The organism is Anaeromassilibacillus sp. An250, from assembly GCF_002159845.1.
In the GTDB taxonomy this organism is placed as follows: Bacteria; Bacillota; Clostridia; order Oscillospirales; family Acutalibacteraceae; genus Anaeromassilibacillus; species Anaeromassilibacillus stercoravium.
Genome location: NZ_NFJK01000003.1, coordinates 26,869 through 52,752, shown reverse-complemented (window position 1 = coordinate 52,752; position 25,884 = coordinate 26,869). Strand labels below are relative to the sequence as shown.

29 protein-coding genes are annotated in these 25,884 nt (G+C 51.8%); 12 read left to right on the top strand and 17 right to left on the bottom strand.

Annotation, left to right across the window (positions count from 1 at the left end; all coding sequences use genetic code 11):
* Nucleotides 1-75 precede the first annotated feature (75 nt).
* From rplW to acpP, 9 genes are all read right to left on the bottom strand, one after another.
* Nucleotides 76-366: a 50S ribosomal protein L23 gene (rplW, locus tag B5F54_RS03330; protein ID WP_087230506.1), complete on the bottom strand. Its 291-nt coding sequence runs from the start codon at nt 364-366 to the stop codon at nt 76-78.
* Nucleotides 366-989, bottom strand: coding sequence for a 50S ribosomal protein L4 (rplD, locus tag B5F54_RS03325; protein ID WP_087230503.1), 624 nt, complete (start codon nt 987-989; stop codon nt 366-368). Before rplD ends, rplW begins: the two co-directional genes overlap by 1 nt.
* Before the next feature lie 17 nt (nt 990-1,006).
* Complete coding sequence (gene rplC, locus B5F54_RS03320; protein WP_054324015.1) at nt 1,007-1,639, bottom strand: 50S ribosomal protein L3; 633 nt, start codon at nt 1,637-1,639, stop codon at nt 1,007-1,009.
* A 69-nt stretch (nt 1,640-1,708) separates the two neighbouring features.
* Complete coding sequence (rpsJ, locus tag B5F54_RS03315) at nt 1,709-2,020, bottom strand: 30S ribosomal protein S10 (protein ID WP_038325938.1); 312 nt, start codon at nt 2,018-2,020, stop codon at nt 1,709-1,711.
* A gap of 443 nt (nt 2,021-2,463) precedes the next feature.
* Entirely contained in the window at nt 2,464-2,733 is a 270-nt protein-coding gene (locus tag B5F54_RS03310) for a hypothetical protein (protein ID WP_087230500.1), read from the bottom strand.
* Between the two features lie 132 nt (nt 2,734-2,865).
* Entirely contained in the window at nt 2,866-3,408 is a 543-nt protein-coding gene (locus tag B5F54_RS03305) for a PH domain-containing protein (RefSeq protein ID WP_172749533.1), read from the bottom strand.
* A gap of 61 nt (nt 3,409-3,469) precedes the next feature.
* Nucleotides 3,470-4,906: a proline--tRNA ligase gene (gene proS / locus B5F54_RS03300; protein WP_087230493.1), complete on the bottom strand. Its 1,437-nt coding sequence runs from the start codon at nt 4,904-4,906 to the stop codon at nt 3,470-3,472.
* Nucleotides 4,907-4,913: 7 nt separating this feature from the next.
* Complete coding sequence (locus B5F54_RS03295) at nt 4,914-5,132, bottom strand: hypothetical protein (RefSeq protein WP_087230490.1); 219 nt, start codon at nt 5,130-5,132, stop codon at nt 4,914-4,916.
* A 139-nt stretch (nt 5,133-5,271) separates the two neighbouring features.
* On the bottom strand, nt 5,272-5,505 hold the full coding sequence (acpP, locus tag B5F54_RS03290) for an acyl carrier protein (protein WP_087230487.1): 234 nt from the start codon (nt 5,503-5,505) through the stop codon (nt 5,272-5,274).
* Nucleotides 5,506-5,751: 246 nt separating this feature from the next.
* On the opposite strand from acpP, the gene aroE reads away from it, so the two are divergent.
* From aroE to B5F54_RS03250, 8 genes are all read left to right on the top strand, one after another.
* Nucleotides 5,752-6,654: a shikimate dehydrogenase gene (gene aroE / locus B5F54_RS03285; RefSeq protein ID WP_087230485.1), complete on the top strand. Its 903-nt coding sequence runs from the start codon at nt 5,752-5,754 to the stop codon at nt 6,652-6,654.
* The gene (locus B5F54_RS03280; protein ID WP_087230482.1) at nt 6,651-7,172 is read left to right on the top strand and encodes a shikimate kinase; all 522 of its coding nucleotides are present in this window, start codon (nt 6,651-6,653) and stop codon (nt 7,170-7,172) included. Before aroE ends, B5F54_RS03280 begins: the two co-directional genes overlap by 4 nt.
* A gap of 385 nt (nt 7,173-7,557) precedes the next feature.
* Entirely contained in the window at nt 7,558-8,583 is a 1,026-nt protein-coding gene (aroF, locus tag B5F54_RS03275; protein ID WP_087230479.1) for a 3-deoxy-7-phosphoheptulonate synthase, read from the top strand.
* Between the two features lie 232 nt (nt 8,584-8,815).
* Entirely contained in the window at nt 8,816-9,652 is an 837-nt protein-coding gene (locus B5F54_RS03270) for a prephenate dehydrogenase (RefSeq protein ID WP_087230476.1), read from the top strand.
* Nucleotides 9,653-10,714, top strand: a complete 1,062-nt coding sequence (gene aroB, locus B5F54_RS03265; RefSeq protein WP_087230473.1) for a 3-dehydroquinate synthase — start codon at nt 9,653-9,655, stop codon at nt 10,712-10,714.
* The gene (gene aroA / locus B5F54_RS03260; protein ID WP_087230470.1) at nt 10,707-11,975 is read left to right on the top strand and encodes a 3-phosphoshikimate 1-carboxyvinyltransferase; all 1,269 of its coding nucleotides are present in this window, start codon (nt 10,707-10,709) and stop codon (nt 11,973-11,975) included. Before aroB ends, aroA begins: the two co-directional genes overlap by 8 nt.
* Nucleotides 11,956-13,071, top strand: a complete 1,116-nt coding sequence (gene aroC, locus B5F54_RS03255; RefSeq protein WP_087230467.1) for a chorismate synthase — start codon at nt 11,956-11,958, stop codon at nt 13,069-13,071. Before aroA ends, aroC begins: the two co-directional genes overlap by 20 nt.
* Nucleotides 13,068-14,192, top strand: coding sequence for a bifunctional chorismate mutase/prephenate dehydratase (locus tag B5F54_RS03250; protein ID WP_087230464.1), 1,125 nt, complete (start codon nt 13,068-13,070; stop codon nt 14,190-14,192). The genes aroC and B5F54_RS03250 overlap by 4 nt, the downstream gene beginning before the upstream one ends.
* Nucleotides 14,193-14,343: 151 nt before the next feature.
* On the opposite strand, the gene B5F54_RS03245 is transcribed toward B5F54_RS03250, so the two are convergent.
* The 3 genes from B5F54_RS03245 to prmA all read right to left on the bottom strand — a co-directional run bounded on the left by B5F54_RS03245 (nt 14,344) and on the right by prmA (nt 18,481).
* Complete coding sequence (locus tag B5F54_RS03245) at nt 14,344-16,509, bottom strand: glycosyltransferase (RefSeq protein ID WP_087230461.1); 2,166 nt, start codon at nt 16,507-16,509, stop codon at nt 14,344-14,346.
* Between the two features lie 50 nt (nt 16,510-16,559).
* Nucleotides 16,560-17,426: a hypothetical protein gene (locus B5F54_RS03240; RefSeq protein WP_087230458.1), complete on the bottom strand. Its 867-nt coding sequence runs from the start codon at nt 17,424-17,426 to the stop codon at nt 16,560-16,562.
* A gap of 131 nt (nt 17,427-17,557) precedes the next feature.
* The gene (prmA, locus tag B5F54_RS03235) at nt 17,558-18,481 is read right to left on the bottom strand and encodes a 50S ribosomal protein L11 methyltransferase (RefSeq protein WP_087230454.1); all 924 of its coding nucleotides are present in this window, start codon (nt 18,479-18,481) and stop codon (nt 17,558-17,560) included.
* 93 nt (nt 18,482-18,574) lie between these two features.
* Between prmA and B5F54_RS03230 the strand changes: the two genes are divergently transcribed.
* Nucleotides 18,575-19,933 (top strand): MATE family efflux transporter, encoded by a 1,359-nt coding sequence (locus tag B5F54_RS03230; protein WP_172749531.1) that lies wholly within the window; start codon nt 18,575-18,577, stop codon nt 19,931-19,933.
* Nucleotides 19,934-19,989: 56 nt separating this feature from the next.
* Nucleotides 19,990-20,811, top strand: coding sequence for a putative ABC transporter permease (locus B5F54_RS03225; RefSeq protein ID WP_087230448.1), 822 nt, complete (start codon nt 19,990-19,992; stop codon nt 20,809-20,811).
* Nucleotides 20,812-21,009: 198 nt separating this feature from the next.
* Here B5F54_RS03225 and B5F54_RS03220 read toward each other — a convergent pair whose 3' ends face one another.
* A complete protein-coding gene (locus tag B5F54_RS03220; protein WP_087230445.1) occupies nt 21,010-21,873 on the bottom strand; it encodes a nuclease-related domain-containing protein in 864 nt (287 codons plus the stop codon).
* A 336-nt stretch (nt 21,874-22,209) separates the two neighbouring features.
* Between B5F54_RS03220 and B5F54_RS03215 the strand changes: the two genes are divergently transcribed.
* Nucleotides 22,210-22,491, top strand: coding sequence for a hypothetical protein (locus B5F54_RS03215; RefSeq protein WP_087230442.1), 282 nt, complete (start codon nt 22,210-22,212; stop codon nt 22,489-22,491).
* A 72-nt stretch (nt 22,492-22,563) separates the two neighbouring features.
* On the opposite strand, the gene B5F54_RS03210 is transcribed toward B5F54_RS03215, so the two are convergent.
* Together B5F54_RS03210 and B5F54_RS03205 are read right to left on the bottom strand one after the other, a co-directional pair.
* Nucleotides 22,564-23,088: an adenylate kinase gene (locus B5F54_RS03210; RefSeq protein ID WP_087230439.1), complete on the bottom strand. Its 525-nt coding sequence runs from the start codon at nt 23,086-23,088 to the stop codon at nt 22,564-22,566.
* A 1-nt stretch (nt 23,089) separates the two neighbouring features.
* Nucleotides 23,090-23,641 carry a dihydrofolate reductase family protein gene (locus tag B5F54_RS03205; RefSeq protein WP_087230436.1) on the bottom strand — a complete coding sequence of 184 codons (552 nt, stop codon included), beginning with the start codon at nt 23,639-23,641 and terminating at the stop codon, nt 23,090-23,092.
* 129 nt (nt 23,642-23,770) lie between these two features.
* Between B5F54_RS03205 and B5F54_RS03200 the strand changes: the two genes are divergently transcribed.
* Nucleotides 23,771-24,502, top strand: a complete 732-nt coding sequence (locus B5F54_RS03200; protein WP_087230433.1) for a class I SAM-dependent methyltransferase — start codon at nt 23,771-23,773, stop codon at nt 24,500-24,502.
* Nucleotides 24,503-24,565: 63 nt separating this feature from the next.
* On the opposite strand, the gene B5F54_RS03195 is transcribed toward B5F54_RS03200, so the two are convergent.
* Both B5F54_RS03195 and B5F54_RS03190 read right to left on the bottom strand, forming a co-directional pair.
* Nucleotides 24,566-25,168 carry a DUF3426 domain-containing protein gene (locus B5F54_RS03195; protein WP_140400318.1) on the bottom strand — a complete coding sequence of 201 codons (603 nt, stop codon included), beginning with the start codon at nt 25,166-25,168 and terminating at the stop codon, nt 24,566-24,568.
* 259 nt (nt 25,169-25,427) lie between these two features.
* On the bottom strand, nt 25,428-25,805 hold the full coding sequence (locus tag B5F54_RS03190) for a RidA family protein (RefSeq protein ID WP_419761392.1): 378 nt from the start codon (nt 25,803-25,805) through the stop codon (nt 25,428-25,430).
* Between the last annotated feature and the right edge of the window lie 79 nt (nt 25,806-25,884).

Here is a 25,884-nt window from a genome sequence, read left to right as displayed (position 1 = left end):
GCTTTGCGGGACGTTGCCAACGCCCCATACCTTGCCGAAGACATTGGGCGCGCTCTAGGGGCGCATCCGGTCTTCTTACATCATACCTTCAAAGAATTCGATGGACTTGCTGTCCTCGGTCAGGGTAACGACGGCCTTCTTCCAAGAAGGAGTGTAGCCCTCGGTTCTTCCCTGGCGGCGGAGATGTCCGCGCACATGCAGGGTGTTGACCTTTCTGACCTTTACGCCAAAGAGCTCTTCTACCGCTCTTTTGATGTCAACCTTTGTCGCGCTCTTTGCGACTTCAAAGGTGTACTTCTTCATGCCGATACCGGCCATGCTTTTTTCCGTGATAATGGGGCGGATGACGATGTCCTGTGCTACCATTATGCATACACCTCCTCAATCTGAGAGACGGCGTCCTTCACAACGACGAACTTGTCGGCGTTGAGGATGTCGTAGACGTTCAAGGTGTTCACCATTGCGGTCTTCACGCCCGGGATGTTTGCTGCGGAAGCAACCACCTTGCTGTTGAGCTCGGGCAGAACGATCAGCGTCTTCTTTTCGGAGCCGATTGCCTTAAGCATGTTAGCAATGGTCTTGGTCTTGTATTCGTCCAGTGCGATCTTATCCAGCACGATCATGTTGCTGCTGGCAACCTTGCTGGAGAGCGCGGACTTCATTGCAAGACGGCGTACCTTTTTATTTAAAGTATAACGATAGCTGCGCGGCTTCGGCGCAAACACGATGCCGCCGTGCGTCCACTGGGGCGCGCGGGTGGAACCCTGTCTGGCATGGCCGGTGCCCTTCTGTCTCCACGGCTTCTTGCCGCCGCCGGAAACCTCAGCGCGGGTCAGTGCCGACTGTGTGCCGTGGCGCTGGTTGGCGAGGTAATTCTTAACCACGTCGTGCATCACGCTCACATTGGGCTCAATTCCAAATACGGACTCGGACAGGTCGATCTTTTCGATCTCCTTGCCAGCCATATCGAGTACTGCTACTGTAGGCATACCAAATCCTCCTTCCCTTACGCCTTCACGCTGTCACGGATCACGACGGTGCCGCCGTTCGGACCCGGTACTGCGCCTTTGACGGCGATGAGGTTGTTTTCGACGTCCACCTTGACGACGGTCAAGTTCTGGACGGTGACCTTCTCCGCACCGAGGTGGCCGGGCAGATGCTTGCCCTTGAACACTCTGGACGGATCGGAACATGCGCCGTTGGAACCAGCGTGGCGGGCAACAGGACCGGAACCATGGGTTTCCTTGAGCCGGTGCAAATTCCAGCGCTTAATGCCGCCGGCATAGCCCTTACCTTTGCTGGTGCCGCACACGTCCACCTTGTCGCCAGCCGCGAAGACGTCGACTTTGACGAGGTCGCCCACATTGTAGGCATCCGTGTTTTCCAGACGGAACTCGCGCAGGACCTTCTTCGGAGCGACATCGCCCTTTGCGAAATGACCCTGCATCGGCTTGTTGACCTTGTGCGCCTTCATGTCGCCATAGCCCATCTGGACTGCTGCGTAGCCGTCGTTTTCAACGGTTTTCTTCTGCGAAATCACGCAGGGACCCGCCTCGATGACGGTTACCGGGACCACTTTCCCGTGTTCGTCGAAGATCTGCGTCATGCCGATCTTCTTGCCGATAATACCTTTTTGCATTATTTTACCTCCTGTACAGGTTATTGGTTGGCTCGCGCCAACTTGACCTCGACCGCTGGTAGGTTAAAATCAGAGTTTGATTTCGATTTCAACGCCTGCGGGGAGTTCCAGACCCATCAAAGCCTCAACGGTCTTGTTGGAAGGTCTGAGAATGTCGATCAATCTCTTGTGGGTGCGCATTTCGAACTGCTCACGGCTGTCCTTATACTTATGGACCGCACGCAGGATCGTGATGATCTGCTTCTCGGTCGGCAGCGGCACCGGTCCGGAAACTCTTGCGCCCGTGCGTTTCGCCGTCTGCACAATCTTCTCTGCGGACTGGTCAACCAGCTGATGGTCGTACCCCTTGATTCTGATCCTGATTTTTTCCTTGACTGCCACTTGAATCGCCTCCTTATTGTAGTTGGCGGGCGGCGTTTTAAATCCTAACACGGCGCCGGGTGTTTCTTCAACCGGCATTGAAAAACCGGATCATCTTTTGCAAGATGTATCCGGGTGTAGGCAAAAACGTCTGAGCGCAAAAGGGCGCAATTGCAACCCAAGCCCTTCGCATGCTCAAAATATCTGTCGCCCGGTTTAAAATCGGACATACTCCACGGAAAAACCGGCGTGTTTCAGCCGCAACCTCCCGCTTCAACGCATATCTGTCGCAGTCATGCTAGATTATAATACCATATAGGTCCCCAAATAGCAAGACTTATCTTCTCTTTTTTGCAAGAATTTTCCTGCAATTTTTTGGCTATTTCGCCTATATCTTCCAGAACGCCCCAAAAAGGGAGTTGCTTCGCTCCAAAAGCGGCCCACAAGGGCAATAACCCGCGATTTCATCGCCTTTTCCGGCGGTTCCACCGGGCACGGAATCGCGCCCATCTCGAAACGGCGATGCAGGCGTGTACCCAAACCGTCCACCAAAGGGACGGGCGGCCATGCCCTGCCACAACGATTGCCGTCGGCCCATCCGTCCCGCCGATGACGGTGACGGCTTGTCCCTGCGCATTGTGGATCTTCGGAGGCCTACTTAACTTCTGGCAAGCAACTCCCACTGCGCCAAGCACGCTGAAGAGGAGCGCCAAACCAAACCATCCGTTTTTCAAATCCTCTCCCCCTTTCGACCTTTGATTTCCCCACATAATAAAATAGAAGAAGGGCTATTGCCAGATCCATCTCCGCAATAGCCCTTTGATCCCATTGTCCTTATTTGCCCCCTGCGGGAAGGGCTTTTGGATTCACTCGGTTTTCTCTTCTTGGGCCGCAGTCCCCTCCAGCGCCCGCTGCTGTTCCGCTGCTTCCGCCAGATGTTTGCGGTTCGGCATCGCGATGCGCTTCTCCTGGATCTCCTCCAGGAATTGCTCCTTGTTCTCCGGGGAAATCGCCATCCAATACTCTTTCTTTTTCACACGGTAGCGGATGTAAAGGCGGTCCTTGCTCAAAGCAACCTTGGAGGACCCGTGGCGGGCTTCCCCCTGTTCTTCCGCAACCTCCATCATCTGGCGGTACAGGATCGTCACCTTGTCAAATAAGCCGTTTTTGACGAGCAGGCCGTTGTCGCGGATGATGTAATATGTACTCCGATACTCCGGAAGGAAGATCAGCAGCAACGCTACAAACATCCATGTCCCGAGAATTCCAACAATGACGTTGCGGAAAATGAAATAGAATACCAAAAGGCCGATGCCCAACAGGAGTGTCACCAGCACTTTGATGTAAAACGCCCGGTCAATCTTGGATTTATATTTGGTCCCCGTTTCCATTGCAGCAGCTTTGCGCATGGCTCTCATCTTCCTCCCCGTGCAGCCAGTCCGCCTCCACAGCGGGCCGGTTTGTTATTGATTAATACGCCTTGCCCCAGTAGACCATGGTCTTTGCGGGCTTCCCACAGCACACGCAGGTATCCGCGAGGTGTTCCTGCTCAAACGGCATGCAGCGGGAGGATACGCCCGCAACTTCCTTGAGCTTCTCCTCGCACGCCTGGTCCCCGCACCACATCGCCTTGATGAAGCCCGGCTTGTTTTCCGCGATCTCCTTGAGTTCGTCCAACGTCGTAGCCGTATAGGTCATAGACTCACGGCGGGCCAGCGCCGTATCATACATCGTCTTGCGCACAATTTCCAATTGCTCCGCAATGGCGGTTTCCAGCTGATCCAGCGGCACAAAGACCTTCTCACGGTCCGTGCGGCGCACCAGGACGCACTGGTTCTTCTCAATATCCTTGGGCCCGATCTCCAAACGGAGCGGCACGCCCTTCATCTCATACTGTGCAAACTTCCAGCCGGGGGACTGCTCGGAATCGTCCATGCGCACCCGGAAGGACTTCTTCAAGCGCGCAAGCAGCTCGCCCGCCTTCTCCAACACGCCCTCCTTGTGCTGGGCGATCGGGATAATCATCACCTGGATCGGCGCCACAGCGGGCGGGAGTACCAAGCCGTTGTTGTCGCCGTGGGTCATAATGATGCCGCCGATGATGCGGGTGCTCATGCCCCAGGAGGTCTGATGCGGATATTGGATGGAGTTGTCGCGCCCGGTGAAGGTCACGCCAAACGCGCGGGCAAAGCCGTCGCCAAAATAGTGGCTCGTGCCGCTCTGCAGCGCCTTGCCGTCGTGCATCATTGCCTCGATGGTGTAGGTCGCCTCCGCGCCCGCGAACTTCTCCTTGTCCGTCTTGCGGCCCTTGATGACCGGGATGGCGAGGTCGTTCTCACAGAAGTCTGCATAGACTTTGAGCATCTGCTCCGTCTCCGCCATGGCTTCCTCGGCCGTCTCGTGCATGGTGTGGCCCTCCTGCCAATGGAACTCCACGCTGCGCAGGAACGGGCGGGTGGTCTTCTCCCAACGCACAACGCTGCACCACTGGTTGTACAGCTTCGGCAGGTCGCGCCAGGAGTGGATCACGCGCGCATAGTGGTCGCAGAACAGCGTTTCGGAAGTCGGGCGCACGCAAAGGCGCTCTTCCAGCTGCTCGTTGCCGCCCATCGTCACCCAAGCCACCTCGGGCGCAAAACCCTCGACGTGGTCCTTCTCCTTCTGAAGGAGGCTCTCCGGGATGAACATCGGCATGGAGACGTTCTCATGCCCCAGCTCCTTAAAGCGCGCATCCAGATTGTCACGGATATTCTCCCACAGCGCAAACCCATACGGTTCAATCACCATGCAGCCGCGCACACTGGTGTAGTCCATCAGTTCCGCTTTTTTGACGATATCGGTATACCACTTGGCAAAGTCCTCCTCCATGGGGGTGATTGCCTCTACCATCTTCTTTTGATCCGCCATTGTTCGTTTACTCCCCTTTATCCTTCTTGGTCGATTGTTCTATGGTTTTGTGTCCGGCAGTTTCGCCCGTGTCCCCGGCGTTCTGGGAGGCCGGCGCGTCCGTCTTTTCCCCGCGCCTGCGCCCGATCCAATTGACCAGCAGCAACGCCAGCCCGATCAGCGCCATAAAGCCGAGAACTCCCAACAGGCATTGCCCTGCCAACGCCAGCGCATCCAATTGATCCATCGTTATCACCTCAAGCGTGTCCGGCGTTTTCTACTGAAAAACATTCCATATCGTAACTTTCATTATATAAGAAGGGAACCTTCTTTTCAAGTAAAAAATCCGCCGTGCGGTGCACGGCGGATTTTGAGTCAGGAGCGGGTTACGGGTTAACGTGGTCTTCGATGTACTTGACGAGTTCCCCTACCGTCTTAATGTTGTCAATTTCCTCGTCGGGAATCTCGATTTCAAACTCGTCTTCAATAGACATCAGCAAATCGACAACGTCCAAGGAATCAGCGCCCAAATCGTCCGCGATGCTCGTGTCGGCGGTAATCGAATCCTCCTCCACATCGAACTGCTCGCTCAGAATCGCCTTTACCTTTTCCAGAACCATGTCTTTTCCTCCTTCTGAATTTGTGTGAATCAACATACAAAAAGCGCCGCTGTTACGCCGCCGGCGAAAATATGGACAAAGCAGCGCCAGATGTGATACAATTGCCCCGGACGCCTTAAAAGCACTGGCGGCCCGTATTGCTTAACAACATATTATTAGCAATCCTCCGCTTTGTCAATATGATTCTTAAAGTTTTTTAAGGATTTTCCATTTCCCCGAAAAGCCGGGATTTCTAAGGAGTTTGCCATGAATGAGAAAATCAATTGTATCGAAACCAACCTTCCTGCCCGCAGCTTTGCTGTGATTGGGCATCCAATTGGGCACACCATGTCCCCCTTTATTCACAATAAATTGTTCGCTCTAAGCAATGGATGCGGGGCAGTATCCTACCACGCACTCGATATCTCCCCGGAGGAACTCGAATCTTCCATGCCCCGCCTTCGGGAGTTTTCCGGGTTTAACATCACCATTCCCCATAAACAGGCGATCATTCCTCATTTGGACAATTTGGATGCAAAAGCGGCCTTTTTTCACTCCGTCAATACAGTCAAGAATGAAAACGGCCGGCTGACCGGCTATACCACCGACGGCGCGGGCTTCACAAGGGCGTTGGAGAGCGCCGGGGTACCGCTTACCGGCCGCATCGCGATCCTAGGGGCGGGCGGCGCCTCGCGTGTGATGGCCTTTGAAGCCCTGGACGCCGCGCAGGAACCGGATATCACCATTGCCGCACGGGAACACAGCCTGCCCGCAGCGCAGGCGCTCTGCAACGAGTTGGAGCAAGTCCTGCAAAACCAGGGGCGCAAAGGCCGTCTCTCCGTCGCAAGGCTGGACGCGCTTTCCGGTGGTTTTGACCTCCTTGTCAACGGCACGCCGGTCGGCATGTATCCCCACGCGGACGCCTCGCCGGTCTCCGCCGGGGTTTTGGCGCACTGTGCCGCGGTATTCGACGCGGTGTACAACCCCGACCAAACCATGCTGCTGCGCCTGGCCAAAGAAAATGGCGCGAAGACGGTCGGCGGCATGCGCATGCTGGTGGGGCAGGCGGCCGCTGCGCACGAAATCTGGTATGGCGCTACCTTCCGGGAATCGGACATCGATGCGCTGTGCCGCGAGGCAGTTGAGGAAATGGAGCGGATCTTCGCATGAAACAGAAACCCAAGAACATCATCCTATGCGGGTTTATGGGCAGCGGAAAAACCACTGTGGGCCGCCGCCTAGCACAAAAAGCGCACATGGAATTCATCGATATGGACGACTACATCGAGCAGCGCGAAGGCCGGACCATCACGGACATTTTCGCGCAGGACGGGGAGGAAACCTTCCGGCGCATGGAAACCGATGCGGCGCGGGAGCTGGCCGGCCGCAGGGGGTTGGTGATCGCCGCGGGCGGCGGCACGCTCCTGCGCGCACAAAACGTCAAAATCTTCCGCAAAAGCGGCGTAACGGTCCTGCTGGACACCCCCATCGGCTTCATTCAGGAGCGTTTGAAAAACGACACGGCACGCCCCCTGCTGCAAAAGCCGAACCGCAAAAAGGTCGTGGCGGATCTATACCGCAAGCGCCTTCCCGCCTATTGCGCGGCGGCGGACGTGATTGTCGACGGCTCCGGCGGCGCGGACCGCGTGGCCGGGCGGGTATTGGAGCAGGTCAAACGGCTCGGATAAGCCCTTTTGCACGCAAAAATCCGCACGGAGAAAGTTTGTTTCCTGCAACAAACAAAAAAATTCCTGCAAATTGGAAAGAATTCTTTCTTGACAAACGCTTTCCGACGTATTATGATACTTACAAGATTTTTCCGACGAAGGAGTTCCATCATGCTTAAGATTGCAAAAACCGCACGATTTACAGGTTTTGGCTATCCCCGCTTCTTTTGGGCGTGGGATTTTTACGCATGCAATCTTTGCGGTGACAACTCCCGGAGTAGGAATAGCCAACACCCCTGTATTGTAAAATAACCTGGCTGTTTTTCTCATAGGCGGAGCTGCATCGCGCAGCTCCGCCTATTTTATTTTCCACAAATCTTACATGAAAAAATTGGAGGGTATCAGCATGATTATTGTTTTGAAGCCAAATTGTCCTGAGGAGCAGGTCAAGAAATTTACGGACAGCCTCACACAGGAATACAACGTCAAGGTCAACACCTGGGTCGGCACGCAGAGCACGGTGCTCGGCCTGCTTGGCGACACCACTTCCATCGATATCGACTATATCGCCGCACAGGACTTTGTAGAGAGCGTCAAGCGCGTGCAGGAACCCTACAAGAAGGCAAACCGGAAGTTCCACCCGGACAACACCGTCATCACCCTGCCCACCGGCCAGAAGATCGGCGACGGCAACCTCGCCCTGATCGCCGGCCCGTGCTCCGTTGAGACAGAGGCCCAGATCTGCGAAGTGGCCGAGCGCGTAAAGGCCTCCGGCGCAACCTTCCTGCGCGGCGGCGCGTTCAAGCCCAGAACCTCGCCCTATTCCTTCCAGGGCTTGCAGGCCGAGGGCCTGGAGCTCCTGAAAAAAGCCAAGGCAAAGACAGGGCTCCCGATTGTGACGGAGATCATGAGCATCGGGCATATCCCGCTCTTCGAGGAAGAGGGCGTGGACATCATCCAGGTCGGCGCGCGCAACATGCAGAACTTTGAGCTGCTCAAGGCGCTGGGCAAGATCAATAAGCCCATCCTGCTCAAACGCGGCCTGTCCAACACGATCGAAGAACTCCTGATGAGCGCGGAGTATATCATGGCTGGCGGCAACGACCAGGTCATTCTCTGCGAGCGCGGCATCCGCACCTATGAAACCTACACCCGCAATACGCTGGACATCTCTGCGGTTCCGATCCTCAAAAAGCTGTCCCATCTGCCCGTCGTGGTAGATCCCAGCCACGCCTCCGGCATCGCATGGCTGGTCGAGCCGTTGGCTATGGCGGCTGTGGCGGCCGGTGCAGACGGCCTCATCATCGAGGTACACAACAACCCCGCAAAAGCCCTGTCCGACGGCGCGCAGTCCCTCACCCCGGACCAATTCGACCGTGTGGCTCACCATGTGCTCCGCACAAAGGACGCCCTCTCCAAATTGAACGCATAATTCCAAGCGAAGTCCGGCCTGCCAAAGAGGATTTTCCCGGAAGGCAGGCCGGCGGCCTCGCGGGACAGCGTTCGTATCCCCTCCTTGTCAATCTGGACGGGGCATCAAATTTTTGTTATACTAACGCTGTACAACATCGTACTACAGCGGCAAAAGCGCCGTTTGCAAGCTGCTCTTGGAGTTTCTCCAGGGCGGGCAAACGGCGTTTTTGCGGAAAGAGGCGTATGGATTCATGAAAAAGAACGTGGTGATCATTGGGCTTGGCCTGATCGGTGGCTCCCTGGCCAAAGCCTTTCAAAAGTACAGCGAATGCAGCGTCAGCGGGATGGACCGCGACCCGGCCGTCTTGGATGCAGCCTTGAAAAGCGGGGCAATCGACGGCGTCGCCGGGGAAAAGGAGCTGCGGGAGGCGGACATCCTCTACCTCTGCCTGTATCCGCAGGCGGACATCGACTTTATCCAGGCGCACGGCAGCCAAATCTCGCCCCACTGTATCGTGACGGACACCTGCGGGATTAAGCGGGAAATCTGCGCCCATCTGCCGCAATTGGCGGAACAGTTCGGCTTCACATTTGTCGGCGGCCACCCCATGGCGGGCAAGGAGCAGAACGGCTTTGCCGCCAGCGACGCAGACCTTTTCGATGGCGCAAGCTATATCCTGGTTCCCTGCGGCGCGCCGCAGCGCGCGGTGGACACCCTAAAAGCGCTCGCCATCGAATTGGGCTTCGGCGGGACGGTCGTGACCACACCGGAGCATCACGACACCATGATCGCATACACTTCGCAGCTCCCCCATGTGTTGGCCTGCGCTTATGTAATGAGTCCCTGCTGCCCCCAGCACAATGGGTTTTCCGCCGGGAGCTACCGCGATGTATCGCGCGTGGCACGCATCAACGAAGTACTCTGGACAGAACTGTTCCTCGACAATGCCGACGCGCTGACCGGGGAATTGGACATCCTGATCGACAATATCACCCGCATCAGCGAGGCTGTCAAGCAGCGCGACGCGGACGCTCTGCGCGGCTTACTGCGCCAGGGCAGACTTATCAAAGAAAGGCTTGGCGAATAAATGGAACTGACGGTCAATACCTCCAAGCGCTATACGATTCGGATCGAACGCGGCGCATTGGACCAACTCGGCGCCTATTGCGCCTCCCTGTTTGCCCCTGGCAAAAAAGCGGTCGTTATCACGGACACCCATGTTGCGCCGCTCTATCTGGAGCGTGTCTCCACCTCCCTGCGCAACGCGGGTTTTGACGTGACCAGCTGCGCGTTTCCGGCGGGAGAACCATCGAAGCGCCTTTCCACCATCGAAGGCATCTATGGCCATATGGCCCAGGCCCATATCACCCGCAGCGACTTTGCCGTTGCGCTGGGCGGCGGCGTCACCGGGGATATGGCGGGCTTTGCCGCGGCAAGCTATTTGCGTGGCATCCCCTTTGTGCAGGTGCCAACCACCCTGCTCTCCCAGGTGGATTCCTCTGTGGGCGGCAAAACCGGCGTCGACTTGCCGCAGGGGAAAAACCTGGTGGGCGCCTTCTGGCAGCCCTCCTTTGTGCTGATCGACCCGGACACGCTCAACACCCTATCGCCGCACTTTTTCGCGGACGGCATGGGGGAGGTCATCAAATACGGCTGCATCAAAAGCCGCGCGCTCTTCGACCTACTAATAGAAACAGAGGACATCACCTCCATCATGGAGGACGTCATCTACCGCTGTGTGGACATCAAGCGCGACGTGGTGGAGCGCGACGAATTCGACACCGGCGAGCGCGCGCTGCTAAACTTCGGCCACACCTTCGGCCACGCGCTGGAAAAGCTGCACCAGTACCAGGGGCTCTCCCATGGAGCGGCGGTCGGCATCGGCATGGTCATGATGGCGCGGCTGGGGGAAAAAGCGGGATTCACCGCGCCGGGCACCGCGGATAAAATTGCGGCCGCCCTGGAAAAATACCACCTTCCGGTACACAGCGATCTCCCGCTTTCTCAGATTGTTGAGGCGACCGCTTCGGATAAAAAGAGTACGGGTTCCTCCATCAACCTGGTGCTGCTGAAGGACATCGGCGAAAGTTTTGTCCATAAGGTGGCGCGCAGCGACCTGGCGGCGCTTGCGGAGGGCTGCAATGAGTAAAGTGATTGTCCACCCCTCCACCTTGCAAGGGACGGTTTCCGTGCCCTGCTCCAAAAGCGCGGCGCATCGCGCCATTCTCTGCGCCGCACTCGCGCAGGGGGAGAGCATCCTCTCCCCGATCGCTGTTTCCAACGACATCCACGTGACCGCGCAGGCGGCACAGGCACTCGGCGCCAACATTTTGGAGGAACAGCGGACCTGGCGGGTCACCGGTGGCAACGCCCCGCAGAGTCCAACGGAAATCGACTGCGGGGAAAGCGGGTCAACCCTGCGCTTTTTGATCCCCATCTGTGCCGCCCTCGGCATGGAGGCAACCTTCACTGGGCACGGCCGCCTGCCGGAGCGTCCCATCGGCGTGTACCTCGACGTGCTCCCCGCGCACGGGGTATCCTGCCACACAGAGGGCGGACTTCCACTATCGATCAACGGAACGTTAAAACCGGGAGAATTTATACTTCCTGGAAATATTAGTTCCCAATTCATCACCGGACTTCTGCTGGCGTGCCCGCTCCTGGCGGGGGAAAGCACGATCCGCCTCTCCTCCCCGCTGGAAAGCGCTGCTTATGTGGACATGACCCTGGAGGCGATGCGGGCCTTCGGCGTGACCGTCGATCCATTGGACAACGGCTGGCGTATTCCGGGCGGGCAGCGCTACCGGGCGCGCCCCTTTTCCGTGGAGGGCGATTGGTCCCAGGCGGCGTTCTTTCTCGCGGCGGGCACCCTGGGAGGGACGCTTTCCATTGGCGGCCTCAAGCGTGAATCCACGCAGGGCGACCGTGCCGCGGAGTCGCTTTTTGCCGCATTTGGCGCGGAATGCGCCTGGAAAGGCGAAACGCTTTGTATTAAGTCGAACAATTTATACGGAATGGAAATCGACGCCGCACAAATTCCCGACCTGGTCCCCATTTTGGCCGCCACAGCCGCGCTTGCCAAGGGGCGCACCCGCATCTACAATGCCGCCCGTCTGCGCATCAAAGAAAGCGACCGGCTTGCAGCCATGGCCGACGGCCTGAACCGGTTGGGCGCACAGGTACAGGAGACGCCGGACGGCCTGCTGATTGACGGCGTGGAATTGCTGCACGGCGGCGAGGTGGACGGGTACAACGACCACCGGGTGGTGATGGCGCTCTCGATCGCCGCGCTCCGGGCGGACGGCCCGGTCACCATTTCCGACGCGGAGAGCATCCGCAAGAGCTACCCCGCCTTTTTTGAAGATTACAACCGATTGGGAGGTAAAGCAGATGTCATCAACATGGGGTGAAATGGTCCGCATTTCCATCTTTGGGGAAAGCCATGGCATTGCCATCGGCGTTGTGATCGACGGCCTGCCTGCCGGGGAACCGATCGATATGGATGCGGTCCTCGCGCAAATGAAACGCCGCGCGCCGGGGCAGGACAAGTCCGCGACCCCGCGCAAGGAGAGCGATTTTCCAAAGGTGATGAGCGGTCTTCTCAACCACACCACAACCGGCGCTCCGCTCTGCGCCGTAATTGAAAACACCAACACCCGGTCCCAGGACTACGGCAATCTGCTGGATGTGCCGCGCCCGGGGCATTCCGATTATCCCGCCTATCTGCATTATCACGGTTTCAACGACATCCGCGGCGGCGGTCATTTTTCCGGACGCTTAACTGCCCCCCTGGTGTTTGCCGGCGCGATCTGCCGCCAGATTTTGGAGCGGCGCGGCATCCGCATCGGCGGGCATGTGGCGTCCGTGGCGCAGATTCAGGATACTCTCTTTGATCCGGTGGACATCCCCGCGGAGCTCTTGGAGACGCTTTCCACCACCTATTTCCCGGTGATCGACGCGGGCAAAAAGGAAGCGATGGCCGCCCTGATTGAAGATGCGCGCATGTCGCAGGACAGTGTGGGCGGCATTGTGGAATGCGCGGTCACTGGACTACCCGCCGGGATTGGCGGTCCACTGTTCGGTGGAATCGAACCGGTGCTGTCCTCCATCCTATTTGGCATCCCCGCTGTCAAAGGCGTGGAATTCGGGGATGGGTTTGGTTCCTGCGCGCTGCGCGGCAGCCAGAACAACGACCCGTTCTATTTTGACGCCGATGGCAAGGTCAAAACATCCACCAACCACGCCGGCGGCATCCTGGGCGGCATCACCACCGGTATGCCCATGGTGTTCCGCGTGGGGGTCAAGCCGACCGCCTCCATCAGCCAAAATCAGCAGAGCGTGAACCTGCAAACGGGAGAGAACCAAATCCTCTCCGTGCATGGCCGCCACGATCCCTGCATTGTGCCCCGCGCGGTGCCTGTCGTGGAATCCGCAGCAGCCATCGCCCTGATGAATTTCGATGGGATTCTCACGGGCGGGAAATCGGAAGGGGGTTGGCGCGCATGACTCTGGAGGAAGTCCGCAAGGAAATCGACGCCATCGACCAGCAATTGCTGCCGCTCTTTTTGAAGCGCATGGATTGCGCAAAGCAGGTGGCGGAGATCAAACGGGAGCAGCATCTGCCCGTCCTCAATTCAAACCGCGAACAGGAAATCTTGGACAATATGGCCCAACATGCGGGCGAATACGCGGGCGAAGCGCGCATCCTCTATTCCAATCTAATGGATATGAGCCGCGCCCTGCAACACAACCTGCTGGGAAGCGGCGCCGAACTCCGGGAGCTTGTTCAGAATGCCGAACATGCGCCTGCGCGCGCGGAGCGCATCGCCTGTCTGGGGGTCAGCGGTTCTTTTTCCCATGAAGCCGTCAAACACCTCTATCCCGGTGCCGAGCCGCTCTTTTTTGATAACTTTGCTGCGATTTTTGCCGCTGTCGCCGACGGCCGGGCGGACCTCGGTGTGCTGCCGGTGGAAAATTCCTCCGCCGGTTCCGTCAGCGAGGTGTACGACCTGATCCTGCGTTACCGTTTCTACATTGTGGCAGCGGAAACGCTCCACATCCATAACTGCCTGGCCGCCGCGCAGGAATGCCCGATTTCCGAGATCCATCTGGCGTATTCCCATCCGCAGCCGCTGGCGCAATGTTCCAATTTCATCGCACAATACCGCTTCCAGACCGTCCCCTGTTCCGCCACCGCTGCTGCTGCACAGAAAGTGGCCAAGGAGCGCACCCCCGGTACTGCGGCGATCTGCTCGGAATCCGCCGCACAGGAATACGGCCTGCACATCCTGGCGAAGGATATCCAGAACAGCGCAAACAACTGCACCCGGTTCATCGCCATCAACCGGCATATGTTTATCCCAGAGGGGGCCAATAAGATCAGCCTGTGCTTTTCCCTTCCCCACCGGACCGGTACCCTGCACAGCGTTTTGGCGCGCTTCGCCACCGCCGGCTTGAACCTCACCAAAATCGAGAGCCGCCCAATCCCGGGCAAGACCTTCGAGTACGATTTCTATCTCGACTTTACCGGCAACGCGCAGGAACCGCATACCTTAAATTTGATCGCCGCCCTGAGCGACGAGCTGCCTCGGTTCTCCTTTTTGGGGAACTATCGGGAGCAAGAATAATTATTAGCACACATTTGATTTATGGAAATTCCGCATAATTAACAATACAAAAAGTTGGCGTTTTCTCCACTTAAAATGTAGTGGAAAACGCCAACTTTTTGTATTTATGAATCTAACGTTCAGTCTGCCTCTTGGTCTATCTGCTATGAACTCAATTCTCAAAAAGAGCAATAAATTTTTCCCGAATTCGGCCAAGCGTATAACTTATTCCATGTTCTTTATAGCAACGAATTCCTCCTCGAATTTTTCTGGGGATAAATGTGATAAAACGTCCTATACGGTATGACCAAGAAGCCCTAATTAAATCCGCCTCCAAATCTTTCGATTGATTACTCTTATTAAAAACATATTTAACTTTTTCGTTCTGCTTTGAAACAAAATCAATACCTAATAGTTTACATAAGTATTCATAATTATCCTGCTTATAATAGTAATTTCTTGGATAGTCACCAAGTCCCAATTCCTGGGCATAGATTTCACGCAACTTGTCTAAAACCTTCTCATAACTATCAGATGTTTCCATAGTTTTTAAATTATACGCAAATCTATTCACATTTTCATTTATGAAGCTTTGCTTTACTTTATCAAAAATACCATCTGCAATTAATCGCTCTTTCATAAGCATAATTGCCTCCCAAAATAGGAGAGGCATATCATCCTTACGATGTTCTAAACTTGTATGAACTGTCCGAATGTAATACAGAGGTTCTCTAATAATTGCTATATGGCTTGCTTCGGCAATTCCTAAATGAATAAAATAAAAATCTTCTGATTTATTTAGGGACAAAAACGTTAAATTTTTATTCTCTATAAAGTCTTTTTTAAAACATTTTCCACCAGGTCCTCCTGGAGTAAAATTAAATATAAATGGCAAATTATCATCTGAGGAGAAAACACTTCTGTTTGGTACATAATCGGGATCGAGCCAATTATTAGCAATTCTTGCCTCTGTAAGCTTTTGTTGAAAAATATAAACACTAGAAACAACAACATCCGCATCCGCTGCTATAGCCGAATTATAATAGGCTTCAAAAGCATTCTGTGCAAATACATCATCTGCATCAATAAAAACAATATATGCGCCTCTCGCCATTTTGATTGCATTATTTCGTGCCACACCAGCATAACTATTTTTTTGATGAATAACTTTTAATCTTGCTTCTTCGAGAGCCCACTTGTCTAATATTTTTCCAGAGCCGTCAGTAGAACCATCATCAACACATATAACTTCAACATTCCCAAATGTCTGATTAAAAATACTACTAAGGCAATCTTCTAAATATTCTTCTGCATTGAACACAGGAACAACCACTGAAATGGCCGGGGAGTTTGATATGCGCGGATAAATAGCTAACCTATAATTAGTTCTGCAAACATGTTCTTTTTGAATCCTGATATCTTTAATCTCTTTTGAAGAAATGATCGTATCTAAAGAAGTTCGATTTAAACAAGTCTCGTTAAAGGGAGATAAAAGAAAATAATAAAACCAAACATCTGCATAATGCGTATTATAATACACCCAAGGTTTATCAGAAGATGCAAAATGCACAATATCTGCATTTCTAAGGTAATCATATTTATCATCCACCATAGGTAATGCGTAATATTCTGCCAGATCTTCTATTGTTTTGTTTCTCCAATTTGTCATGGTCATATTATAATTAAAATTTAAATACTTAACAGAATTACCAAAGACAACATTTAATGCATCTTGATCCATATAGTAATTGATACCATTCAAACGATATTCCACTAATTTTTCAGTTATATGATCATTTCGCATCTTTTCTAAATTTAAGAGCATCACCCCAGAATTAAAATATGCCTCGAACCTTACACCCAAACGTTTCCAAACATCGCCTTTAAAAGTCAATGCATGATAATCCTTTACTACACCTGCATAAACTCCTGATATGTCTGTAAAATACAACTTTAATAAGTTACTTTGTATAATCAAATCTCCGTCTATATATAGGGCTTTCGTTAAATTAGGAAATAATTCTGGTAAAAAGAATTTAAATGTCGCAGATATTGAAACAGGAAAATTTTCTTTCACAAATTTTTGATGAAGCTCTGTTTCAGATACATCCACTAAATCGATATTAAAGTTGGAAGCTTGCAATTTTAATAATTTTTCGCGGTTATATTCCTCTACACTATTACAAATAACATGTATATTATACACTGAATTTTTATCTCTATTATAGAATAGGGATTGTATAGCTACTCCCGTCGGCATAGAAAAATTATTATCTGTAATAAAAATAATATCCAATATTTTTTTATCCCGTATAACTGTTGCCTCAAGATTTTTCATCTCTGTTCTCCTTGCACGTTCATGATTATATATAACATTCCTATATGGATTTACATAGAGGTTATAAACTCCAAATTTTTGGAAAGTATCAACACAAACTCTTTTTGTCCAACATATCTACCTCTCTTATAGGGAATAGAATATCTCTTTAGGCACCTTTCTATTTCTAATGTTGTCTGATTTTCCGCTGTTCTTTCACAATCATCCATCATGATAACAAAATCTTCTCCAATACATCCTGGCAATATATTTAAGATATCAATCCTAGAATACTGCTGCATATCGCTACCGATTGGACCATCGATCAGTATAAAATCAAATTTTGAATGGACAAATTGTTCTTTAAAATTTTTATAAACACGAATTGCTTTGTCTTCTTTATAGGTGGCCATTTCTAAATCTAACTGAACAATGGAGGACCTCTCTGATAATTGGAAGCTTTTTAACATAAAATCAATCCAACTTTTATCATTCTCTACAACAACATGCTTCACATCGTCAAATGAAGTAGCATATTGAGCAATCATTTTTGTCGATTGACCTAATCCAAGTTCAAGTATACGTTTGGGATGCACTTCATTGAGTATGCGGTACATTACATAAAGATATGGATACCCCACCGCCCAACGTCCTGGAGAAAAAGTTTTATCTTTTAGCCACGTACTCTCTACAATTGTATCGTGGAAAATATGTGCCCAAACCGCCTCAGATGTCTGCTTTTTGATTTGGGATGTTTGCAATGAAATATTTTTTAGCTCATTGCTTATAAGCTGATTTTGATCATCGATTTTCTGGCTTAGAGAAACTATACTCTGACGTTCTTCTTCAATCGCGCGTAATACTCGATCCATTTCCAAATTAAACGAATGTATTGAGGGAGGGAAGATCTTTCTTAGTTTGTCTATTATAAACGACATATTATACCTCTATTATTTAATTCCAAAATCTTTAATAATGTTCCTGACGCACAAAGATTCGTATACATTTTTCAATTCTTTAAAAGTTCATTTTATAGCAATAATTCTAGGCAGTAGATAACAAATAATCACTATACGCTTATGGCTTTCGCCGCCAAAGCAACCCAGCCCTTCTCCTCGCGCCGTGCGATCACTTCGAAGCGGCCTTCCAGCGCTTGCAGGACGTCCTGTTCGCGTGTATCGATGATCCCGCTCATCAGGTACACTGCACTGGGCGCTAAAAATTGCTGCACATCCTTTGTCAAGGTGATGACAATATCCGCCACGATATTGGCTACAACGATGTCATAGATCCCCTCGACGCGGTCGGTCAAATTCCCGCACAGGGCGGTAAAGCGGTCCTCTACGTGGTTGAGTTCTGCATTTTGCACCGCTGTTTTCACAGCCAGCTCGTCGATATCCACCCCAACGGCCCGTTCCGCGCCCAAGAGCAATGCCGCCACTGACAGAATCCCGCTGCCGCAGCCAACGTCCAGCACCGACGCCCCTGGCTTTACATATTGTTCCAGCAGTTCCATGCACAGGCGCGTCGTCTCATGTGTCCCGGTTCCAAAGGCCAGGCCTGGCTCCAAATGAAGCACCGTGCGTCCCTGTGCGTCGTATTCGTTTTCCCAATTGGGGCGGATCAGGAGTTTCCCCCCCACGGGGATGGGCTTAAAATATTTCTTCCAATTGTTGATCCAATCCTCCTCCACGCAGGCCGCTGTGGAGATGGTGTGTGGAATCCCTTCGGCGTTGTACCGCTCGCTCAGAAAAGCGATCGCCTCCGCCGGATTTTCTTCCGGACTGATATATACATGCACCAGCGCTTTTGTCCGGTCCTTCTTTAGCAATTCCTCGTCGATTAAATCAATATGCGCGATCTCCCAGGCTTCCTCTTCCAAATGGGAATAATCCTCCACATAGATGCCATATGGCACAACCATCTGTGCGATATCCCCCGCACGGTCCACATCCTTGGCATCGACCGACACCGTCACTTCCGTCCAGTCCATATAACGTCCTCCAAAAATTTGATGATAAATTTTATTATATACCAATATACATGGTATGTACAAGATCGGAATCTGTGGGCGGGAGGTGTGCGCGTGAAAAAGCAGGCCAAATTTTTGGCCAATACCGCAATTTTAACGGGCGGCTCTCTGCTGCTGCGCTTCTCCAACATCTGGTTCCGCGCTTACATACTCGGAAAAATCGGCACGCAGGGCATGGGCGTCTATCAGCTCACCTTTTCCATCTTTGCCCTGGCGATCGCCACCTGCACCAGCGGCGCCAGCCTTTCCGTCACACGTATGGTGGCAGAAGGGCGCGGTTCCCCGGTCTGTATCCGGCGCTGCCTGCTATTTTCCCTGGGCGTCAGCTTTGCCGCCGCCGGTGTCCTGTGGATTGGGTCGGACTTCCTCGCGCAGCGCTTTTTGGATCTTTCCAGCGGACTTCCTCTGCGCCTGCTCGCGCCGGGCCTGCCATTTATGGCGGTTTGCGCCTGTTTGAAGGGATATTTCTTCGCCATCCGAAACAGCGTCGTTCCTGCTATCGCGGAACTGATGGAACAGTTTACCACCATTGGCACAACGATCGTCTTCTTTTGGATCTTTACCCCTTTCAGCGCGCTCATGCTCGGTTCCACAGCGGGGGAAGTGGCTTCCTGCGCGGTGGTCTTCCTGGCGTATCGCATCATGACGCGCAAACAGCCGCCCAAATGCTTTAACGAATCCGGAAGTTACCGGCAGATCTGCCACATCGCTGTCCCTGTCCTCAGCGGCTCCTTTGTGCGCAGTTTCCTCAGCAGTACGGAAAACCTGCTGGTCCCCCGCGGGTTAAAGCGCCACGGTGCGGGGACGGATGCAGCGCTCTCGCAGTACGGCATTATCCAGGGCATGGTCATGCCCATCCTCCTGTTCCCCTCTTCGTTCTTGACCTCGCTGTCCTCCCTGCTGATTCCCGAGCTGGCAGAGGCCAATGCGCGCGGCAAGCGCCAAACCATCGAACGCTCGGCTTCGCGGGCATTCCGACTCACCCTGCTCTTCTCCTTTCTCATCACCTCGCTTCTGATCGTCTATGCGGAGGACCTCGGGAATCTCTTTTATGGAAACCGGCAGGCGGGAGCTTTCCTTCGCATCATGGCGCCGATCATCCCCCTGATGTATGTGGACAGCATCGTGGATGGGATGCTCAAGGGACTGGACCAGCAGGCCTATTCGTTCCGCTACAACTTTATGGACTCCATTATGCGGGTCGTTCTGATTGCGGTACTGCTGCCGGTCTTTGGTGTGAAGGCGTATATTTTTATCTTATTCTTGAGCGAGATTTTCAATGCGTCCCTGAGCATTAGCCGGCTGTTAAAAGTTGCGCGCGTGGATGTGGATATCATTGGTTGGATTCTCACCCCTGCCGTGAGCGCGGCCCTACTGTATTATCTTCTGACCTTCCTAAAAGCCGTATGTTGACAAAATTCGACGGATAAGCGTATGATAGAAAGCATAAAAAATGAAGGGGGAATTTTGTGCCATATTGGGCGGAATGGATTCTATTATTCACCATCTATAGTCTGCTGGGGTGGGTTTGTGAAAGCACGTATTGCTCGATCTTAGCAAAAAAATTGATCAACCGCGGTTTCCTAAACGGGCCTTTCTGCCCGATCTATGGGGTGGGTGCGCTGTTGATTGTCAAACTTCTGTCGCCTTTCTCCCACAACCTGGTGATCCTTTTCTTCGCTTCTCTGCTTCTCACCAGCCTTTTGGAATACCTCACCGGCTTTGCAATGGAAAAACTTTTCCATGCCAAATGGTGGGATTATTCCCACCGCCGTTTTAACATACAGGGCCGCGTCTGTCTGGGCAACGCACTGATCTTCGGCGTGATGGGTGTGGTCGTGATGCGGCTGGTGCATCCATTCGTCATGCGTCTGATCCAGATGATCCCCTCCTTTCTGGCACCGTTCCTCGCAGCGGGCCTGGCGGTCTATTTTGTTGGGGACACCGTTGTGACGATACGCACCATTTTGGATCTCAACAAAAAAGTGGCAGAACTTCAGAAGGTGCTCGACGAGATCCGGGAAAAGAGCCACGCCGTTCTCGAAGAAAAGAAACGCAGCGTGGAACAGGCCATTGAGAGCCGCTTGGAGGCGGATGGAAAGCCCTATGCGGAATATCTGGAAAAGCTGCGCCAGAAACAAGCCGCTTTAGAACGGAACAGCAAGCTTCTGCACCGCCGTCTGATGAAGGCGTTCCCCACCATGAAATCCCTCCGCGCCAACGAGTCCTTGGCGCGTTTGCGCGAAGCTTTGGAGAAAAGGCGGAACGGACGCAAGGCCAAAAAGCAGTAAAACAAAGCGGGATTTTTCGCACAATAGCGGTAAGAGCATAACCAATTGATCAAAAAGACAAGTAACGTGATGCCCCTCCCCTTTCGTTGGGGAGGGTTTTTAGATATAGAAGTCTCTACTTATCACAGTTTTGTTTTTTTGAATGCAAAAAGGAGTATCATTTCGTAAATTTCAAATGATACTCCTTTTGGGAATCTTTTAAAGAGATTCAATATTTTTTATGTATTTACATTTTGGGTAGTTTGAACACCCCCAGAATTTTCCACCTGCATTCGCTCCCTTAGTTGCAGTCCTCAAAACAAGTTTTCCTCCACAACGTGGGCAAAAGATTTCTTCGCCCTGCGGCTCCCGATTGCAAGTATTTTTTGATTCCTTCTTCTTTTGAACATTTTCAATGTGGGCCAATTTTTGAGCTTCACTTATTTGTGTAAGAGGTTGAAGATTCGTATAAATTTGATCAATTTCTTCAGATGTCAATTTCTGTCCGGCTTCTTGGATATTTTCTCTTACCGATTGCAAAACATTATATCTATTGATTACATGGTGTTGTCCACTCGTTAGTGTAATATCTTTCAGCGTACATCGATTGCTAAAAACGATATAGGAGTAAAACTGATTGCACTCTTTGTTCAAATATTTACTTAACCATTTTAAATGAACTTTATTCTGAATAATTGGATTAAAAAAACGCTCTTTCTGTGACTTGCCCCGTCCTCTCGGTAAAGTCTGTGTCCAATATTGCTGTGTTTCTGTTCCAAAAATCCATCCGCTAAAATTTTTCGATTCAAACACATAAATCCCTGATTCATGAAGGAGAATGACATCAAGTTCTGTAGTTTCCCCGTTATCTTTGGGAAGATAACAGTTAAACAAATATTTTTTGTATCCAGACAATTTCTGAAGATATTTCCATATCAAAAATTCTCCCTTTATACCTTTATCAAATTGTACAGCAAGGAAACTGTTATGGGTTTGCTTGTAATAATCCGATTTTTCATAGAGAATCTTCGATATCAAAAGAAAAATGCCAATTACCACGAATATCAACAATAGCAACCCCACGATTTTCTTCCTCTTTTCAGTAACATTTACCTATGAGTCCTTCATGTTTATAGGATAAATATGATTATTACCTATTTGCTTTAAAAATATTTTATCATATAGGTAAGATTTCCTCAAGATAAAAAATTTCTTTAAATCGATTCCGAGTTTTCTTTGATACTGTAGCAAAAATGCTCCTCGCCAGCGATGTGGCGAGGAGCATTTTTGCTTTTTCCATTATAACTGTATAAAATTTCAAATCACACTTGCTTTACAGGCAATTCCAAGATATAATTTTATTAGTCGAAGTTAAAATTTTAGGTGCTTCTTTGAATTTATACGAATGGGATTTTGGAAATGGATAAACAATCCTTTCAAAAAGATATCTACGCCTTCGCCAGCATAGCCGTCCTTTATATCGGGGAAAGGCTTTTGCAGATTGCAGGTGCATCCACTGGGCTTTTGGCCTCCTGGTGGGTCCTTATGTGCTTGGTGGCTTGCCTGCCTTTGGCCCGCGCCTGCTATAGGAAAAGCAAGACAGCATCCACGCCGAAAAAATACGTTTATCGCATCGCACCAATCGTGGTTTTTCTTGCACTCAGTTGCCTGATTGTTCTAAGTTTTTATTGGAATGCTTGATTGTTCATTTATCCCATCCAAGTTCGCAATGGAAAGGATCTCCTGCTGAAACCACCAGTCGGAGATCCTTTTTTATAAGGAATCCAGATCGATGTGATACGGGTATTCCAATAAGATGTATGGGCAGCTATATTGTTGACACAACCGGAGATTCTCCTCATTTTCCCGCTGCAACTGCTCTTTAGTACAACCGCTGTCATCCAAGCGCTGTTCGATCACATTGGCGTAGCGCTGAATCACGTCGAAATGTTCCGCAAGATACGCTTGGCTGAAACACAGGCAGACAAATTGAATCTGCTCCAAGTACCGGCTTTCAAAAGAGGAGCGGTAATCGAAGGGGATATAACAGCCTTCCACAACCAATCTCTGGTGATTTTCAATGGCTGTTTTGATGATCTCCCGGACAATTGGCCACAGATAGGCGGTCAGATCCGCGTCGTTGCTCTCCGGAGTGAGGGGACAGTGGCCGCTTCGGATCAACCCCATTTTCAAATGATCGATGGAGAGATACGGATAACCGTACCGCTCCAATAACTCCTGCGCCAAAGCCGTCTTCCCGGTGTGGGAGCTCCCCGCAATCAATACAATCTGTTTCATATCATTTTCCCTCTTTCTCCTGGGCGCGCCGGCGATAGGTCAGCTCCAACAAGTTGCCGTTCTTTTGGGTAGAGATCAACTGCAAAGGAATCCGGCAATCCAGCGCTCCAAAGAGGGGGATTCCCCGGCCCAAAAGGATCGGGATGATTGTGATACGAAATTCGTCGATCAAATTCTGTTGCAGAAGCGGATGGATGATCTTGGCTCCCCCACAGATCCAAATCCCTTTCCCATCCTCTTGCTGGAGCGTTTCGATCAGCCGCTCCGCCGGTTGGCAGACGAATTGAATCTCCGGAAGGTTGGCGATGCCCCGATGCGTCAATACATAGGTCCTTTTTCCGGAATACACCCATTTCCCCGGAGAGAGTTCCTCCGTCACCTGCCGGTAGGTATGATACCCCATCACGATGGTGTCGATCTCCCGAAGAAAGGTCTCGTATCCACTCTCCGTGCCATCCGGAACCGCCTCACTGTCCAGCCAATCGATCCCGCCGTTTTCACCGGCAATATAACCGTCCAAACTGGCTGCAATATATAAAATCACACGCCGCATATACTCCCTCCTCGCAGATTTGTCTTAAATTGCTTTTCTATATCTGCTCTTTCCCTTAGATGACTTTACATCGGAAACATGATACAATAAAGTTTACCACTTTTCCATTTCTTTTAACAGGAGAAACCTATGAAACAGAACAAATACGACGACCCGATCTTTTTCGAAAAATACAGCCAGATGAGCCGTTCCCAGCAAGGATTGGAAGGCGCGGGGGAATGGGAAACCCTGCAAAGTCTCTTGCCAGATTTCACTGGAAAACGTGTCCTGGACCTCGGCTGCGGCTACGGCTGGCACTGCATCTATGCGATGGAGCACGGCGCCGCATCGGTGACCGGCGTCGACCTCTCCGAAAAAATGCTGGCGGTCGCGCGGGAAAAGACCCACTATCCGGAGGTCACCTATCTGCACAATTCCATCGAAGGCGCCGAATTTCCTGCGGAAAGCTTTGAAGTCGTTTTGAGCTCCCTGGCGCTTCACTACGTTGCATCCTTTGAAGCCGTCGCACAAAAGGTGCACGCCTGTCTCACAAAGGGCGGCTCCTTTGTCTTCTCCGTGGAACATCCCATTTTCACCGCATATGGTTCCCAGGATTGGTACTATGATGCCGGCGGCAAGATTTTGCACTTCCCTGTGGACAACTATTTCTATGAGGGGGAACGGCAGGCAATCTTCCTGGGGGAACCCGTCACCAAATACCATAAGACGCTGACCACCTATCTCAACGGGCTGCTGGAAAACGGTTTTGAGCTTCTGCACGTCGTAGAACCGCAGCCGCCCGCCCACATGCTTTCGATCGCCGGAATGAAGGACGAGCTCCGCCGGCCGATGATGCTGATCGTATCCGCGAGGAAAAAATAAACGGACGGCCTCCCATTTCCGATATAGGGAATGGGAGGCCGTTGATCGTTGAGACATATCGTGTCACGCATCGACGCCTGTGCTTCTCTCTTCCTCCGTTGGAGTGGAGGGGGCCCATAGCGGGCTGTCCACTTTCTGCTCATAAAACCGATGCAGGGCCGCAAAATATTGCTTTGCGCCCTCCGCCCCGAACCGTCCGACTCCCGCAGGGACGTCGCCAAAGCGGTTGGGTTCAAACACCTGCACGCGGCCCGTTTCGGAAACGATGTATTGCAAGGAACCGGCTTTGCCGTCCGCGTCCCGAAAGGACAGAACCACCCATACGGAACTGTATGGGTCTTTCCCATTGTAATCGCCAAAGCCTTCCCCGAGTAGCCAGCTCCAGTCCCATTTGCGGTTGGTTGGATATTGGTCCAGAAGGCCCAGGAGCTCCTGAATCTCTTCGCTGTCCTCCGTGGCGATTCCATGTAACTGGGTGGGCCCTCCGGACGGCATCACCACGTCGATCACCTGGACGCCGGAAACAGCGTAACCGCGCAGCTGCTGGGAAGCCGTGACCGGACGTGAAAACCAAAGCCAGTCCCCGGCTACTGCCAACAGGCAAAGGAGCACCACGCAGCGGGAACGCCATGCGCGCGAAAATTGTTTGCCAAAAATAGTCATCATATTCCTATCCTTAATAAGCAGCATTCCAAACACAAGGAACGGCCAACTATATGCACATATCCGGATTTCCCTTTCCTTTGATTGGACATATATGCTTTCTAAAAATCACTTTACCCTATGTAGATCGTCGCAAATCATTCTATATTGTCATTTTATAGAATCTTTTCGAATTTTACAAGCATAAAAAATCCTGCTGGAATGATTCTTGTCCCTCAAATCATTCTAGCAGGATAAAATTTATGTCCCGTATTTTATGGCATCAAGCTTTCTGTACGGCAATAACCTCTACTTCGCACAGGACGTTCTTTGGGAGCGTCTTGACCGCCACGCAGGAACGCGCGGGCTTCCCGGTGAAGTATTTCTCATACACCGCATTGAATGCGCCGAAATCTGCCATCTCCGCCAGGAAACAGGTCGTCTTGACGACGTCCTCATAGCCGCAGTTGGCTGCTTTGAGGATCTCGCCGACGTTTTTCATCACCTGTTCCGCCTGTACGGTGATGTCGCCCTCGGCGATCTCGCCGGTTGCAGGCACAATCGGAATCTGGCCGGAGGCAAACACCATTCCGTTGACCACCTTGGCCTGGGAATAGGGACCGATCGCTGCGGGTGCATTGGGGGTTGAAATCGTTGTCATCATAAAAAGACCTTCTTTCTGTTTATCGCATTCCTTATAAGAGTTCTCCATCTACGGAGAAACAAACCATCTTTATAAA

Excerpts from the sequence above, each read along its gene's own strand:
- rplW (WP_087230506.1), bottom strand. The coding sequence starts at position 366 with ATGGTAGCACAGGACATCGTCATCCGCCCCATTATCACGGAAAAAAGC.
- rplD (WP_087230503.1), bottom strand. The coding sequence starts at position 989 with ATGCCTACAGTAGCAGTACTCGATATGGCTGGCAAGGAGATCGAAAAG.
- rplC (WP_054324015.1), bottom strand. The coding sequence starts at position 1,639 with ATGCAAAAAGGTATTATCGGCAAGAAGATCGGCATGACGCAGATCTTC.
- B5F54_RS03305 (WP_172749533.1), bottom strand. The coding sequence starts at position 3,408 with ATGCGCAAAGCTGCTGCAATGGAAACGGGGACCAAATATAAATCCAAG.
- proS (WP_087230493.1), bottom strand. The coding sequence starts at position 4,906 with ATGGCGGATCAAAAGAAGATGGTAGAGGCAATCACCCCCATGGAGGAG.
- B5F54_RS03295 (WP_087230490.1), bottom strand. The coding sequence starts at position 5,132 with ATGGATCAATTGGATGCGCTGGCGTTGGCAGGGCAATGCCTGTTGGGA.
- acpP (WP_087230487.1), bottom strand. The coding sequence starts at position 5,505 with ATGGTTCTGGAAAAGGTAAAGGCGATTCTGAGCGAGCAGTTCGATGTG.
- aroE (WP_087230485.1), top strand. The coding sequence starts at position 5,752 with ATGAATGAGAAAATCAATTGTATCGAAACCAACCTTCCTGCCCGCAGC.
- B5F54_RS03280 (WP_087230482.1), top strand. The coding sequence starts at position 6,651 with ATGAAACAGAAACCCAAGAACATCATCCTATGCGGGTTTATGGGCAGC.
- aroF (WP_087230479.1), top strand. The coding sequence starts at position 7,558 with ATGATTATTGTTTTGAAGCCAAATTGTCCTGAGGAGCAGGTCAAGAAA.
- B5F54_RS03270 (WP_087230476.1), top strand. The coding sequence starts at position 8,816 with ATGAAAAAGAACGTGGTGATCATTGGGCTTGGCCTGATCGGTGGCTCC.
- aroB (WP_087230473.1), top strand. The coding sequence starts at position 9,653 with ATGGAACTGACGGTCAATACCTCCAAGCGCTATACGATTCGGATCGAA.
- aroA (WP_087230470.1), top strand. The coding sequence starts at position 10,707 with ATGAGTAAAGTGATTGTCCACCCCTCCACCTTGCAAGGGACGGTTTCC.
- aroC (WP_087230467.1), top strand. The coding sequence starts at position 11,956 with ATGTCATCAACATGGGGTGAAATGGTCCGCATTTCCATCTTTGGGGAA.
- B5F54_RS03250 (WP_087230464.1), top strand. The coding sequence starts at position 13,068 with ATGACTCTGGAGGAAGTCCGCAAGGAAATCGACGCCATCGACCAGCAA.
- B5F54_RS03245 (WP_087230461.1), bottom strand. The coding sequence starts at position 16,509 with ATGAAAAATCTTGAGGCAACAGTTATACGGGATAAAAAAATATTGGAT.
- B5F54_RS03240 (WP_087230458.1), bottom strand. The coding sequence starts at position 17,426 with ATGTCGTTTATAATAGACAAACTAAGAAAGATCTTCCCTCCCTCAATA.
- prmA (WP_087230454.1), bottom strand. The coding sequence starts at position 18,481 with ATGGACTGGACGGAAGTGACGGTGTCGGTCGATGCCAAGGATGTGGAC.
- B5F54_RS03215 (WP_087230442.1), top strand. The coding sequence starts at position 22,210 with ATGGATAAACAATCCTTTCAAAAAGATATCTACGCCTTCGCCAGCATA.
- B5F54_RS03210 (WP_087230439.1), bottom strand. The coding sequence starts at position 23,088 with ATGAAACAGATTGTATTGATTGCGGGGAGCTCCCACACCGGGAAGACG.
- B5F54_RS03205 (WP_087230436.1), bottom strand. The coding sequence starts at position 23,641 with ATGCGGCGTGTGATTTTATATATTGCAGCCAGTTTGGACGGTTATATT.
- B5F54_RS03200 (WP_087230433.1), top strand. The coding sequence starts at position 23,771 with ATGAAACAGAACAAATACGACGACCCGATCTTTTTCGAAAAATACAGC.
- B5F54_RS03195 (WP_140400318.1), bottom strand. The coding sequence starts at position 25,168 with ATGATGACTATTTTTGGCAAACAATTTTCGCGCGCATGGCGTTCCCGC.
- B5F54_RS03190 (WP_419761392.1), bottom strand. The coding sequence starts at position 25,805 with ATGACAACGATTTCAACCCCCAATGCACCCGCAGCGATCGGTCCCTAT.